The organism is Pseudomonas sp. CCI4.2 (assembly GCF_034350045.1).
Classification (GTDB): Bacteria; Pseudomonadota; Gammaproteobacteria; order Pseudomonadales; family Pseudomonadaceae; genus Aquipseudomonas.
Window position 1 is genome coordinate 1,878,566 of the sequence record NZ_CP133781.1, and the last position, 13,195, is coordinate 1,891,760.

9 protein-coding genes and 2 pseudogenes are annotated in these 13,195 nt (G+C 57.1%); 5 read left to right on the forward strand and 6 right to left on the reverse strand.

Annotation, left to right across the window (positions count from 1 at the left end):
* Positions 1-143: 143 nt before the first annotated feature.
* From rsmA to RHM65_RS25300, 5 genes and pseudogenes are all read right to left on the reverse strand, one after another.
* A complete protein-coding gene (gene rsmA, locus RHM65_RS08395) occupies positions 144-950 on the reverse strand; it encodes a 16S rRNA (adenine(1518)-N(6)/adenine(1519)-N(6))-dimethyltransferase RsmA (protein ID WP_322166386.1) in 807 nt (268 codons plus the stop codon).
* A complete protein-coding gene (gene pdxA / locus RHM65_RS08400) occupies positions 950-1,936 on the reverse strand; it encodes a 4-hydroxythreonine-4-phosphate dehydrogenase PdxA (protein WP_322166385.1) in 987 nt (328 codons plus the stop codon). Before pdxA ends, rsmA begins: the two co-directional genes overlap by 1 nt.
* Positions 1,933-3,273 carry a peptidylprolyl isomerase gene (locus RHM65_RS08405; protein ID WP_322166384.1) on the reverse strand — a complete coding sequence of 447 codons (1,341 nt, stop codon included), beginning with the start codon at positions 3,271-3,273 and terminating at the stop codon, positions 1,933-1,935. Before RHM65_RS08405 ends, pdxA begins: the two co-directional genes overlap by 4 nt.
* Positions 3,254-5,800 (reverse strand): annotated as a pseudogene (locus tag RHM65_RS08410) (LPS-assembly protein LptD); the annotation flags it as partial. The pseudogene RHM65_RS08410 and the gene RHM65_RS08405, both read right to left, overlap by 20 nt.
* A gap of 71 nt (positions 5,801-5,871) precedes the next feature.
* Positions 5,872-6,067, reverse strand: a pseudogene (locus RHM65_RS25300) (hypothetical protein); the annotation flags it as partial.
* A gap of 130 nt (positions 6,068-6,197) precedes the next feature.
* Here RHM65_RS25300 and RHM65_RS08415 point away from each other — a divergent pair.
* The 3 genes from RHM65_RS08415 to RHM65_RS08425 are packed head-to-tail and all read left to right on the forward strand — an operon-like array spanning position 6,198 to position 8,679.
* On the forward strand, positions 6,198-7,223 hold the full coding sequence (locus RHM65_RS08415; protein ID WP_322166382.1) for an aminoglycoside phosphotransferase family protein: 1,026 nt from the start codon (positions 6,198-6,200) through the stop codon (positions 7,221-7,223).
* A 19-nt stretch (positions 7,224-7,242) separates the two neighbouring features.
* Entirely contained in the window at positions 7,243-7,911 is a 669-nt protein-coding gene (gene murU / locus RHM65_RS08420) for an N-acetylmuramate alpha-1-phosphate uridylyltransferase MurU (RefSeq protein ID WP_322166381.1), read from the forward strand.
* On the forward strand, positions 7,912-8,679 hold the full coding sequence (locus tag RHM65_RS08425; RefSeq protein WP_322166380.1) for a TerB family tellurite resistance protein: 768 nt from the start codon (positions 7,912-7,914) through the stop codon (positions 8,677-8,679).
* 311 nt (positions 8,680-8,990) lie between these two features.
* Here RHM65_RS08425 and RHM65_RS08430 read toward each other — a convergent pair whose 3' ends face one another.
* Positions 8,991-9,968, reverse strand: a complete 978-nt coding sequence (locus RHM65_RS08430; RefSeq protein ID WP_322166379.1) for an alpha/beta hydrolase family protein — start codon at positions 9,966-9,968, stop codon at positions 8,991-8,993.
* Between the two features lie 167 nt (positions 9,969-10,135).
* Between RHM65_RS08430 and RHM65_RS08435 the strand changes: the two genes are divergently transcribed.
* Together RHM65_RS08435 and RHM65_RS08440 are read left to right on the forward strand one after the other, a co-directional pair.
* On the forward strand, positions 10,136-12,544 hold the full coding sequence (locus RHM65_RS08435) for a PAS domain S-box protein (RefSeq protein ID WP_416194824.1): 2,409 nt from the start codon (positions 10,136-10,138) through the stop codon (positions 12,542-12,544).
* Positions 12,541-13,170 carry a response regulator transcription factor gene (locus RHM65_RS08440; RefSeq protein ID WP_322166377.1) on the forward strand — a complete coding sequence of 210 codons (630 nt, stop codon included), beginning with the start codon at positions 12,541-12,543 and terminating at the stop codon, positions 13,168-13,170. The genes RHM65_RS08435 and RHM65_RS08440 overlap by 4 nt, the downstream gene beginning before the upstream one ends.
* The last annotated feature ends 25 nt before the right edge of the window (positions 13,171-13,195 follow it).

Below are 13,195 nucleotides of genomic sequence, written 5' to 3' on the forward strand. Positions count from 1 at the left end.
AATGGGCCCTAAAAGCAAAAGCGGAAAAAGCCGGACAATACCGGAGAAATTCAGTTTAGGGCATTCTCGGCATAAATAGCCGAGATAAAAAACCATCCTTACTAGCAATGTGCCTGTGAATGGTCTCCAAGACGCCTTGGACTCTACTCTGCGATAGGTTGATCGCTCAGTTTGTCCGCCAGGCGGACGAACGCTGCAAGGTCCAGTTGTTCAGGCCGCAGGCTGCCGTCGACGCCGGCAGCAATGATCTCGTCATTGGTAAGCAGCGCTTTGAGGGTGTTGCGCAGGGTTTTGCGGCGCTGATTGAAGGCTTCGCGGACAACGCGTTCAAGGGCACGGTGATCCTTTGCCGGGTGCGGCAAGACTTCATGAGGCACTAGGCGAACAATGGCCGAGTCGACTTTCGGCGGCGGATTGAATGCGCCGGGCCCGACGTTGAACAGGTGTTCAACTCGGCAATGGTACTGAACCATGATCGACAAGCGGCCGTAATCACCACCGCCAGGACCCGCGGCCATGCGCTGGACCACTTCCTTTTGCAACATGAAATGCATGTCGCGGATCAAACCTGCGTTTTGCAGCAGTAGAAAGATGAGAGGTGTCGAGATGTTGTACGGGAGGTTACCCACCACGCGCAGGCTACTGGGTGCTGCATTCAGGCTGGTAAAGTCGAACTTCAACGCATCGCCCTGATGCAAATGAAAGTTGGGCTTGCTGCCGAATTGATGAATCAGGATCGGGATTAAGTCCTTGTCCAGCTCAACCACGTCCAGTTGCGCCCCGCTGCTCAGCAGGCCTTCGGTCAGAGCGCCTTGGCCCGGACCAATCTCCAGTAAACGGTCTTCCGGTTTAGCACGAATGGCTCGCAGGATTTTGTCGATCACGCCAGCGTCATGCAGGAAGTTTTGTCCAAAACGCTTGCGCGCCTTGTGTTGAAATAACTCGGTCATTAATGAGTCTCGGCCATCTGATAGGCGGTTTCCAGGGCGACTTTCAGGCTGCCGGTATCGATCTTGCCACTGCCAGCCAGATCCAATGCGGTGCCATGATCCACCGACGTGCGGATGATCGGCAGGCCGAGGGTCACGTTGACGGCGGCGCCAAAACCTTTGTACTTCAGTACAGGCAAACCTTGGTCGTGGTACATCGCCAGCACTGCATCGCAGTGCTCCAGATATTTGGGGGTAAACAGAGTGTCGGCAGGTAATGGACCCCGTAAATTCAGGCCCTCGCCGCGCAGGCGCTCCAAGGTAGGTTCGATAATGTCGATTTCTTCACGGCCCAGGTGACCGCCTTCCCCTGCATGGGGGTTAAGACCGCAGACCAGAATACGCGGTTGGGCGATGCCGAACTTATTGACCAGATCGGCATGCAGGATTCGTGTGACCCGCTCGAGGCGCTCGGAGGTGATTGCGTCGGCGACATCGCGCAACGGCAGGTGGGTCGTCACCAACGCAACGCGCAAGTCACCGGTGGCGAGCATCATCACGACCTGTTCGGTGTGAGTCAGCTCGGCCAGGAACTCGGTATGGCCTGAAAAAGCGATCCCGGATTCGTTGATCACACCCTTGTGTACCGGAGCAGTAATCATCCCGGCAAAGTCGCCATTGATGCAGCCTTGTCCGGCGCGGGTCAAGGTTTGCAGCACGAACGCTGCGTTGGCCTTGTTCAGCTCTCCGGTGACAACGGTTGCATTCAGCGGGGTGTCCCATACATACAGGCTGCCAGCCGGGGCGGGCAGGTCAGGCCAGGCATCAGGCGTTACCCGCAATAAATTGACAGCCACACCCAGTTGCACGGCCCGCTCGATGAGTAGGTCGTGGCTGGTAATGGCAATCAGGGGGTGCGGCTGAGGTTGCGAGGCGAGCAACAGGCACAGGTCTGGACCTATGCCGGCCGGCTCGCCGGGTGTCAGAGCGAAGCGCTTTGCTTTCACTTTGTGACCTGGTCAGCCTGGTCGGGCTGATCAGCAGCAGGAAGCTTGATTTCAACGTAGGCTTCGTCACGAATCTGACGCAGCCAGGTTTGCAGCTCTTCATCATATTTACGGTTGCGCAGCGCTGTCTTCGCTTGCTCTTCACGCGCTTCTGTACTGCTGTCGGTAGCGCGACGGCCAAGGACTTCCAGGATGTGCCAGCCGTAAGCAGACTTGAACGGTTTGGACAACACGCCTACCGGGCTGTCGGCCATGACGGCGCGGAATTCCGGTACCAATTGGTTCGGGTCGACCCAGTTCAGGTCACCACCGTTGAGTGCCGAGCCCGGATCTTCAGAGAAGCTTTTGGCCAGCTCACCAAAGTCTTCGCCATTTTTGATGCGCTCATACAGACGCTCGGCGAGGCGATGGGTCTCGTCTTCGCTACGAATTTCGCTCGGCTTGATCAGGATGTGGCGAACATGAACTTCGTCTTTCATCTGTGCTTGACCCTGGCCACCGCGTTTTTCCATCAGTTTCAAAATAATAAAACCGCCGGGAGTGCGCGTGGGCTGAGTGATATCGCCAATCGCCATGTTGCTGAGCATGGTGTCGAAGGGTGGTGGCAGTTGAGCGCCTTTGCGCCAGCCCATATCACCGCCGTCCAAGGCGTTATCGCTTTTGGATTTGGCGATGGCCAGTTGGCTGAAGTCAGCGCCTTGTTTGAGCTGCTGGTAAATATCCTGAGCTTGACGGGCCGCAGCCTGGATGGCGTCCGAAGAGGCACTGTCCGGGGTGGCGACCAAGATGTTGGCGAGGTGATATTCCTCGGACATTTGCATCTTGCCCATGTCGGAAGCGAGGAAGTTTTTCACTTCTTGCTCTGACACTTGGATACGTTCAGCCACACGACGTTGACGTACGCGGCTAATGATCATTTCCCTACGAATCTGGTCACGAGCGTTGTTATAAGACAAGCCGTCGTGGGTCAGGGCTGCGCGGAATTGATCCACCGACATGTTGTTACGCTGGGCGATAGTGCCTACTGCCTGATTCAACTCTTCGTCGGTGATCCGAATACCGGAGCGATCGCCGATTTGCAGCTGCAGGTTCTCAACGATCAGGCGTTCCAACACTTGCGAATCCAGCACGTTCGCTGGAGGCACACCGCCGCCACGTTTGGCGATGGTTTGCTGTACTTCCTTGACACGTTCGTCCAGTTGGCTCTGCATGATCACGTCGTTATCGACGATGGCCACGACCTTGTCGAGGGACCGCACCTCGGCGTGCGCCGAGGTGCCCAGGAGTAACGCGCCCAACATCAGTGGGCGCAGACAGTTAGAAAGCTTGGTCTTCACGTTCACGATAACCTTGGATGCCTTTGTCGAGGAAGCTTTCAACTTTTTGGCCAACAACACCGCCAAGTCCTTTCAGCACGACTTGTAAGAAGATGCCGTGGTCGCCTTTTTCGTTCTGAGTGATGTCCTGGCTGAATTCGTTGTAGTCAACCCAGTAGCGGTCGATCAAACGCAGTTTCCAGCAGCAGTTGTCATATTCAAAACCACCAAAGGCTTCAAGCGTACGGCTGCGGTTGTAGTCGAACTGCCAGCGGCTGATTACGTTCCACTGCGGAGCAACCGGCCAGATGACCGAGAAGTCATGCTGCTGAATCTTGTAGTAATCCTTGATGTAACCCGGTTGCCCTGGTGTGCCGAGATCCCCACCGCCCACTTTCCACGTACCGGTGTTCTGGTCGTAGCGAATCTGGTCGTTGCGATAGCGATAGCCGATGTTAACAACCTTGTTTGGGTTGTCTTCAGGTTGGTAGTGCATCATCGCACTGCCAGAACGGGTTTTTTTGCTGTCCGGATCCCAGTTGAAATCGGATGTTGCACGCCAGTCGTGGTTGAAGCGGTAAGCGTACTCAAGGGCGTAAGGTGAACGGCCGGCTGTAGAGTCCGCGCGAGTGGCGTAATCGATGCCCGGCAATTGTACCTTGCGATCCTTGAAGTACACCGCTTCACCGATACTGAAGGTCTGGCGTTCAAAGCCGTTGTCTTCAATCCATCGGTTAGTGATACCCAGGGACAGTTTGTTCTCGTCGCCGATGCGGTCGGTACCCACGAAACGGTTGTCGCGGAACAGTGATCCGTAGTTGAACGTCGTTTCACCCGAGTCGAAAATCGGGATGTCACTCTGATCTTTGTACGGCACGTTCAGGTAGAACAGGCGAGGTTCCAGGGTCTGGCGATAGTTTTTACCAAACCATTGGGTATTTCTGTCGAAGTACAGACCACTGTCAACGCTGAAGACCGGAATGCTACGGTCAATAGAGCTATTGAACTGGCCACTCAAGTACTTAGTGTTCGCTGCTGCAGCGGCCGTTTGGCCATCGATAATCTGTTGCTGGCCTAGACCGCTTAAATTCAGATCATATTTGGTATACACGTACTTGAGCTTCGGCGTGATAAAGCCGTAAGTCCAGCTCATCGGCAGGCTCATGGACGGCGCAAGGTTCAGACGGTCGCCTTCTGCTCGAGCGAGGCCAAAAACGTTGTTATCTAGTCGAGATGTGCCGAAACCATCTTTGTCGAAATAGTCACCGTTTTGCAGGTTTCGTTCAAACCGCACGGCTTCTGTTTCATACGCAAAATCCAATCCGCTTGGGTGATAAGGCAGCGCACCATTAAAGGTAATCTGCGGCAGACGGTTATACGGCGTGATGTCGGAAACACTGGCCAGCTTGTAACCCTGCAGGTTCAAGCGAGCGGTGTAGTTATCACCACGCCAGTTCACTGCACCTTGCTGGTTGATGTAGTCGCGCTTCTCGACACCAATGACATCGCTTTGCAGATCCTGGAAGTAGTACGGATCGCTGATGTCGGTGTAATCGACGTCAGTAGTCAAGCGAGAGTTAAGACCGCTTTTCTCCTGAACATGGACCATCCAACGCGTGTCTTTGGCGTCAGTCTGCAGCTTACGATCATTGTCCTGGTCGTTGAGGAACGCGCCCCCAATCGTGCCTTCGCTCGACTTGGTGAGGTAGCGGAACTCGCCTTCGAGCATTGTGCCGCGCTTGGTCATGAAGCGCGGATACAACGTGGCATCGTAATTCGGCGCCAGGTTGAAGTAGTACGGCGTGACCAACATTGCGCCTGAATTACCACCACTTGAAACGGACGGTGGCAGGAAACCTGACTGGCGACGGCTATCGATCGGGAAGTAGATATACGGGGTGTAGAACACCGGTACGTCGTGGACCCGCAGTGTGGCGTTGGTCGCTGTACCGAAGCCGGTGGCCGGGTTCAGCGTGATGTTATTGCCCTTGATTTCCCAAGCGTTGCTGTTGGGTTCGCAGGTGGTGTAAGTACCGTCCTTGAGGCGGATGATCGCGTTCTCGGCACGCTTGGCGTACAGAGCGCTACCGCGCACGTTGGACTTGTGCATCACGTATTCGGCGTTGTCGATTTGGGCTTCACCCGTATCGAGCTGAATCTGAGCGTGGTCGCCGACTATCAAGGCACCGTTTTGACGCAAACGGACATCGCCGTTCAGTTCGCCACGGTTTTCTGCTTGATACAGGCTGGCTTCTTGGGACTGGACCTGCATGCTGCCCTGACGCAATACAACGTCACCGGCCAGCGTCGCGACCTGAGCTTCCTGCTCATAACGAGAGGCTTTGGCACCGACAAACATCGGCGCGTCGCTCATTTTCGTCTTGTCGTTCATGCCAGGACGGATCGGCTCGACGTACGCACCCGAGCAATAAGGGCCGGTTTCAGCCAATTGCGCAGGGGTCAGTTTTTCTCGAGGAACCCAATCGAGGTGGCTGTAGTCAGCACTGCGCGACTTCAAACCATAGCCTTTGGCTTCGGTAACAAGCGTGATGGGGGCTTTTTCGCCACCCGTTGAGCCGCCGTCCGGAGGGCTTTGGCCGTTCGTACTGATACCGTCCACGCTATGCACGGGGCGCGGTGGCAGCTGAACAGCGTTCACTTTCGGCGCGCAATCCCAGGTGCCCGAAGCAGAGACTGAGCAGTCATACTGTTCCGCGGCAACCACGAATTGGGTGGCTAAAGGTTGCATCGCCAGCAAACTGCCGGTTATGAGCAACGGAAATTTTTTACGAAACGCGTGGGATTTCAATGCCATCTTATTAATCCGGGCTTCCTGCGCGCCATCGGCCTCGCGGGGGGGCCGCACGCCTCTCGATGGGCTGAAAAAGATGTCGGATAATAAAGCATGACCCGCTTGACGGCTAGCGCCGTCGGAGACCCTTGTAATGCCAGATCAAGATGTACGCCTGCAACACCTGAAAGTTTGGCTCGATGAGCAGTTGCCAGCGCTGTTTACAGCTCAAGGTTGGGGCGCCGTACCCCCGGCCACGTTGACTGCGGCCAGTAGTGACGCCAGTTTTCGACGGTATTTCCGTTGGGAGGGTGCCGGACGAACTTTTATTGTCATGGATGCTCCTCCTCCCCAGGAAAACTGCAAACCGTTCGTGGATATCGCCGATTTATTAAGTAAATCAGGAATTAATGTTCCGAAAATTTATGCCGAAGACCTTAGGCGCGGCTTTCTTTTGCTCAACGACCTGGGTCGCAAGACCTATCTCGATGTGATCAATGCGCAAAATGCAGACGAATTGTTCGCCGATGCATTCGACACGTTGTTGGCCTATCAGCAGTTGCCCATGGACGCGCCGCTGCCCAGTTATGACGTTGCATTGCTGCGTCGCGAGCTTGAGTTGTTTCCTCAATGGTACGTAAAGCGTCATCTGGGAATCGAAATGGACGTGGCGCAGTTGGCGTTGTGGCAACGAGCCAGCGACTGCTTGATCGACAGTGCATTAGCGCAGCCCAAGGTATTGGTGCACCGCGACTACATGCCACGCAATTTGATGTTGAGTGAACCTAATCCCGGCGTGCTGGATTTTCAGGACGCGGTCTATGGGCCGGTCACTTACGATGTGACGTGTCTGTTCAAGGATGCATTTCTGAGTTGGCCCGAGGAGCGGGTGCAGGGGTGGCTGCTGAAGTATTGGCAGGACGCGTCGAAGGTGGGTATTCCGGTGCAAGAAACGTTTGAGGAATTTCTGCGGGCCAGCGATTTGATGGGCGTGCAGCGGCATTTGAAGGTGATCGGTATTTTTGCGCGTATTTGCCACCGTGACGGCAAACCCCGCTACCTGGCCGATGTGCCCCGTTTCTTTGCTTATATAGAAGCGGTCCTGGCACGACGACCGGAGTTGGCTGAGCTGGGAGCGCTGTTGGCAAGCCTGCGTCAACCCGTTGGAGCTGTTGTATGAAGATGAAGGTAGTGAACGCATGAAGGCGATGATTCTCGCCGCGGGCAAGGGCGAACGCCTACGCCCGCTGACCCTGCATACGCCCAAGCCGTTGGTGCGTGCCGGGGATGTGCCATTGATTGAATACCACCTGCGGGCCTTGCACGCGGCGGGTTTTACCGAGGTTGTGATAAACCATGCCTGGCTCGGCCAGCAGATCGAGGACTGCCTCGGCGACGGGGAACGGTTTGGACTGAGCATTAGCTATTCGCCAGAAGGCGAGCCGTTGGAAACCGGAGGCGGGATTTTTCGCGCCTTGCCCTTGCTCGGCGACAAGCCGTTTTTGGTCGTCAACGGCGACATCTGGACCGATTACGACTTTGTGAAGTTGCATCGTCCCATTGCCGGGTTGGCGCACTTGGTGCTCGTCGACAATCCCGCACATCACTTGTCCGGGGATTTTGCGCTGGTGGAAGGCCGAGTTGAGCCCAGTCAGACCGCTCCGAGGTTAACCTACAGTGGCATGGCCATTCTGCATCCGCAGCTCTTCGATGGTTGCGAGGCGGGGGCTTTCAAGTTGGCGCCTTTGTTGCGATCGGCCATGGCCCATGACTTGGTCTCGGGTGAGCATTTCCTCGGCCGCTGGGTTGATGTCGGAACCCATGAACGCCTTGCCGAAGTTGAGCGATTGCTTGCGGTGAGTCGCTAGATGCTGTGGCCAAGTACCGTGATCGGTGCGGGTGCCGGGTTTGCCATTGCCAGTATTCCGGGAGCGCTGCTCGGTGCGCTGCTCGGTCAGGCGTTGGACCGACGTTTGGCGCTGCACAGTTGGGCCCATTTGCGTCAGCGCCTAGGGGGCCGCGCTGTACCCCGTGATGACGAGCTGCTGTTCATTCTGCTCGGTCGTTTGGCGAAGAACGATGGTCGGGTTGTCGATGGTCACATTCAGCAGGCGCGCGAAGAAATGCGTCGAATGGACTTGAGTGAACCGGCTCAGCAGCGTGCAATTCTAGCGTTCAATCGCGGCAAAAAAGGACGTGACCGGCTACACAGCTATTTGCGCCGACTGAAAACCCAGCCGCATGCGGCCGAAGGATTATTGCGTGCGTGCTGGCGCATGGCCTGGGCCGACGGCAAGGTTTCGCGGGAGGAGCGCGAGTTGATTGTGCTGTGGGGCAAGTGGCTAGGCTGGACGGCAATAAAAGTTCAAGCACTGGCCAGCGAATACGACCCGCTGAAAAAGCCGCTCGCCGTCAGCGTTGACGCTTATCAAGAAGCGCTGCGTTTGCTGGGCGTGGAGGCGGATGCGGAGCCTGCTCAGATCAAGCATGCTTACAGACGCCTACTCAGTCGCCATCATCCCGACAAAGCTGCAGGCAATGGTGCCGATGTTGTGCAGGTAAGAGAGGCGACCGACAGAACTCAAGAGTTGCACCAGGCCTATACCTTGATTCGTGAGCGGCGGGACTTTCGGTAGGGAACACAAGCCATCGTACATACTGTGGGAGCAGGCTTGCCTGCGAAGAGGCCGGTAATCGCGCCGCTGATGTCGACCTGAAACCTGGGTCGCCCGCATTGACGCTTTCGTTGGCAAGCCTACTTGTATGTTTAGACTCGAAGGGGTGGGTGGGACAAAAGGCCAAACATCCGTTCGCAGCCTTCGGCAGCTCCTAAAAAAATCCGTGCAGCGTCAAAACGGCGGGACCGAATTTATCGGGAAGGCTTCAGTTCTGACACGGGGCAAACAGCGCGGCGTCGAATGCGTGATCCAGGGAACTGGGTGCCCAGTTATTTAGGCTCCAACCATCCCCGAACGCGGCGGAACAGTTGCTCCTGTTGTGCTGCGTTATCTCCCGGCAGTGTGGTCAGGGCTACTTGGGTATAGTTGATGTTTTTCGAGCGTTTGCTCGCCTGTAGGCGTTGCTGCGCGGCATCAAGGTTTTGCGCGAAATCCTTGTAGACGAAATCAGCGGTTTTGACTTTGAGCGTGGTCGCCAACTCGCTCAAGGGTGGCTTGGCGTTCAGAGGCTCTTGCGCTGAGACCAATATCAGTTTTTGTATCAGCGGCGAAGGCCGTTCACCCAAGAAACGGGCAGCCCAATAAGCCCCGCTGCCATGCCCGAGCAACACAATGCTGCGCGCTTTTTGCTGTTGTGCGTACGCGACGCCACTTTCGATGCGGGCGAAAATCCGCTCTGCTTCGGCCTTGGCCTGCTCATCCGCCGCCGCCGCACGGGCCACGCTCGCAGCCGCATCGGCTTCGGCAGTGTTCTCGGGTTCCGCACTTTTTGGCGCTGCGACCACTTTGGCGTCTTTAGCCGGTGCCGTAGCTACGGTCTCCTCAACCCGCGGCAAACTGCCGCTGTTTGGTGCATCTGGGAGTGTGAGGCTTAAGCTACCCCAGCCTTCATCAGGAAATCTGCGTCGCAATGGGCCGACTACTTGGGGCCAATCGGCTGACTCGTCTGCACCGGGGATGATAATCACCGCGCCCTTGGGCTGATCGATGTTGGCCGGTTTCCACAAGGCTAGAAAAGTCTCGTCACCCGCTTGTAATTGCTGCACCTCTGCTGGCGGAAGTTGCCGTTGCAGGGCTGCCGCGTCCTCCTGGCTGCGCTCAAGCAGCAGTTGACGTTCCGGCGGCGGCGCGGTTTTAGTGGCCGAATCTTTGTCGGGTGCTGGACTAGCCGCCATCACGGGCAGAGCGCACGGTAGAATCAGCGCCAAGCACAATGTAGGAAGCGATGCGCGAAAGGTGTAGGACATCGGATATTCCAGGCCAGAAACGTGCTGGCAGCCTAATGGGTTGATCAGCATTTGTCAGGCGTTTGGGCGGTACCGCAGCAAGGCAGTAATTCATGGAGCAATGGAATGACACGTTTATGATTCGATTGATGCGCGCTTGGTGGGTGGGCCGACGCTTTTTTTACGTTATGAGTCTACTCATGACGGGCCTGCCGTTTCTGGTTCATGCCGCGCCCCCGCCGGTTGGGGCCGCTGCGGTATTGAGCCCGGAGCAACGTGCCTGGCTCGATCAGCGAGGTCAGTTGCGCATTGGGCTGGTGTTGCAAGCGCCCTATGCTCAGGTGGATAAGCGACTGCAGTTATTGTCCGGTGCCAACGTCGACCTGATGAAGGCGCTTGAAAAAACCTTGCAGGTAGAATTGCTGTGGCGCAATTACCCCGATCAAGCGGCGCTGGATGCTGCGCTCGAACAAGGTGCTGTCGATCTGGCGCCCGGTTTGACTCAAACGCCTGCTGGTTTGCGGTTGTGGCTGTTTTCCGACCCTTACATGCGCGTGCCGAATCTGATCGTGGGTGAGCGCAGCGGCGGGGGCGGGGTTGATCTGGAAAAACTCGACAACCGTGATCGGGTGGCGGTACGAATGCCCAGCCTGGTAGCCGACTATCTGCGCAGCACCTACACCCATCTCAACCTGCAGGGTGTTCCGCAGGAGCGTCAAGCGTTGCAGTTGCTGCTGAGCCAACAGGCCAAATACGCCGTAGTCGACGAGGCGCAGCTAAGCCGGCTGTCAGTCGAACCGGATTTTATCGGGCTCGCGGTGGTGGGTGACATTGGCTTGCCCCAGTTGTTGCGCGTCGCGTCGCGTAAAGACTGGCCAGAGTTGGCGGGCATTGTTACGGCCGCCCTGCATGCGATCCCAGCCCGTGACCTTGAACAACTTCACTCGCGCTGGATGCAGCCTAAATACCCCCGTTTGAGCGAGTCTCCCGGCTTTTGGCAAAACCTGACGTTGCTGGTAACCGTCCTGTTCCTCGCCTGCTTTGCGATTGTCATCTGGCAGCGTCGTCAGCAACACGCGTTGGAGCACAGCCTTGGCGCCGCACGTGAAGACATCGCACGGCGTCAAGCCAGCGAAAAAGCCCTGCGCTTGACGCAGTTTTCCATCGACCAAAGCACCGTTGGCATTCTTTGGGTCAATTGGGACAGCCATGTGCGCTACGCCAATCATGCCGCCGAGGCGATGCTGGGGTATGCCGTGGGCGGAGTTGTTGATCGGCCGCTGATCGATTTCGAACCCGGTCTACACATGGACCGTTGGCTGAACCTGTGGAAGCGCGCTCGCTCCACCGAAGAAAGCCCGCAGAGCTTTGAAACCAACTGCATCTGCGCCGACGGCAGCTTTTTGCCGGTTGATGTCTCTCTCAGCTTTATGCGCTTCAGGGACGCCGAATATTTGGTCGTATTCCTCACCGATGTCACCGATCGACGACGTGCCGTGGCGGCGCTGCAGGAAAGCGAAGCTCGGTTGCAGGGCATCGCGGCTAACGTGCCGGGGCTGGTATTTCGCCTGGAACGCGCTCAAGTCGGCGGCGAACCGGAATTCGCCTACATTAGCGAGGGCAGTGAAACCCTAGTGGGTTATGCACCCGCTGCATTGCGTCACCCAAGCATGGGATTGCGCAGTTTGGTGCACCCCGATGACCGGGTCGGTTACCACGTGGTGCAAGATCGATCCTTGGACAGCGACAGCGATTGGTCCTGGCAGGGGCGGATTCTGACCCGGGAGGGTGACGAGCGTTGGGCGGAAATCAAGGCCATCGCTCGCCGCCTGGACGATGACCGGATGGTATGGGATGGCATTGTTTGGGACATTACCGACAGCAAGCTTATCGAGTTGCAGTTGGCCAGCTCCCGCGAGCAGTTGCGCGAGTTGTCGGCGCACTTGGAAAGTGTGCGCGAAGAAGAGAAGGCGAGGATTGCCCGTGAAGTGCATGACGAGCTCGGGCAGATGCTGACCGTGCTCAAGCTGGAAACCTCCATGTGCGAATTGGCCTACGCTGACCTTGATCCTGGCCTGCATGACCGACTGAACAGCATGAAGCGGCTGATATCCCAGCTGTTCCAGTTGGTGCGCGACGTGGCCACCGCATTGCGTCCGCCGATTCTCGACGCAGGCATCGCGTCAGCCATTGAGTGGCAAGCGCGACGGTTCGAAGCCCGAACCCAGATTCCTTGCCTGGTAGAGGTCCCGGACAACCTGCCGGCGCTGAGCGATGCCAAGGCCATCGGCTTGTTTCGTATTCTTCAGGAAGCGCTGACGAACGTGATGCGACATGCCGAGGCACACACGGTTGAGCTGAGCCTGACGCTGGAAGATGGCGTGTTGTGCATGACCGTCGCCGACGATGGGCGCGGTTTTGTACCTGGGCAGGGTAGGCCGACCTCGTTTGGCGTGGTGGGTATGCGAGAGCGGGTGCTGATGCTGGGCGGCACATTGCAGCTAGAGAGCGAGTCGGGTGAGGGCACAACCTTGCGCGCCTATATTCCGCTGGCCGTTGAATTATCTAAAACCGTTGGGCAGGAGCGAGAACAGTGATCCGTGTATTAGTAGCCGAAGACCATGCCATCGTCCGCGAAGGGCTCAAACAGCTGATCGGGTTGGCGAAGGACTTGGTGGTCGTGGGCGAGGCCAGCAACGGCGAACAGTTGTTGGAAGCTTTGCGCCATGTGGAATGCGAAGTGGTGCTGCTGGATATTTCAATGCCCGGCGTCAACGGCCTCGAAGCCATCCCACGGATCCGTGCGCTCAACAATCCGCCGGCGATTTTGGTGCTGTCGATGCACGATGAAGCACAGATGGCGGCGCGAGCACTGAAAGTTGGTGCTGCCGGTTATGCCACCAAAGACAGCGACCCCGCGTTGCTGCTGACGGCCATTCGCCGGGTCGCTGCCGGTGGGCGATACATCGATCCAGACCTTGCGGACCGCATGGTCTTCGAAGTCGGCCTGACCGATAACCGACCGTTGCACTCGTTATTGTCGGAGCGCGAGTTCTCAGTGTTCGAACGTCTAGCCCAAGGCGCCAACGTCAATGACATCGCCCAGCAACTGGCCCTGAGCAGCAAAACCATCAGCACCCACAAAGCGCGGTTGATGCAGAAGCTGCACATCACGTCGTTGGCTGATTTGGTGAAATATGCGCTGGAGCATAAGTTGTTGTAACTGGGGGGCATGTCTAAAAACGACC

Excerpts from the sequence above, each read along its gene's own strand:
- RHM65_RS08435 (WP_416194824.1), top strand. The coding sequence starts at position 10,136 with ATGAGTCTACTCATGACGGGCCTGCCGTTTCTGGTTCATGCCGCGCCC.
- RHM65_RS08415 (WP_322166382.1), top strand. The coding sequence starts at position 6,198 with ATGCCAGATCAAGATGTACGCCTGCAACACCTGAAAGTTTGGCTCGAT.
- RHM65_RS08430 (WP_322166379.1), bottom strand. The coding sequence starts at position 9,968 with ATGTCCTACACCTTTCGCGCATCGCTTCCTACATTGTGCTTGGCGCTG.
- murU (WP_322166381.1), top strand. The coding sequence starts at position 7,243 with ATGAAGGCGATGATTCTCGCCGCGGGCAAGGGCGAACGCCTACGCCCG.
- RHM65_RS08425 (WP_322166380.1), top strand. The coding sequence starts at position 7,912 with ATGCTGTGGCCAAGTACCGTGATCGGTGCGGGTGCCGGGTTTGCCATT.
- rsmA (WP_322166386.1), bottom strand. The coding sequence starts at position 950 with ATGACCGAGTTATTTCAACACAAGGCGCGCAAGCGTTTTGGACAAAAC.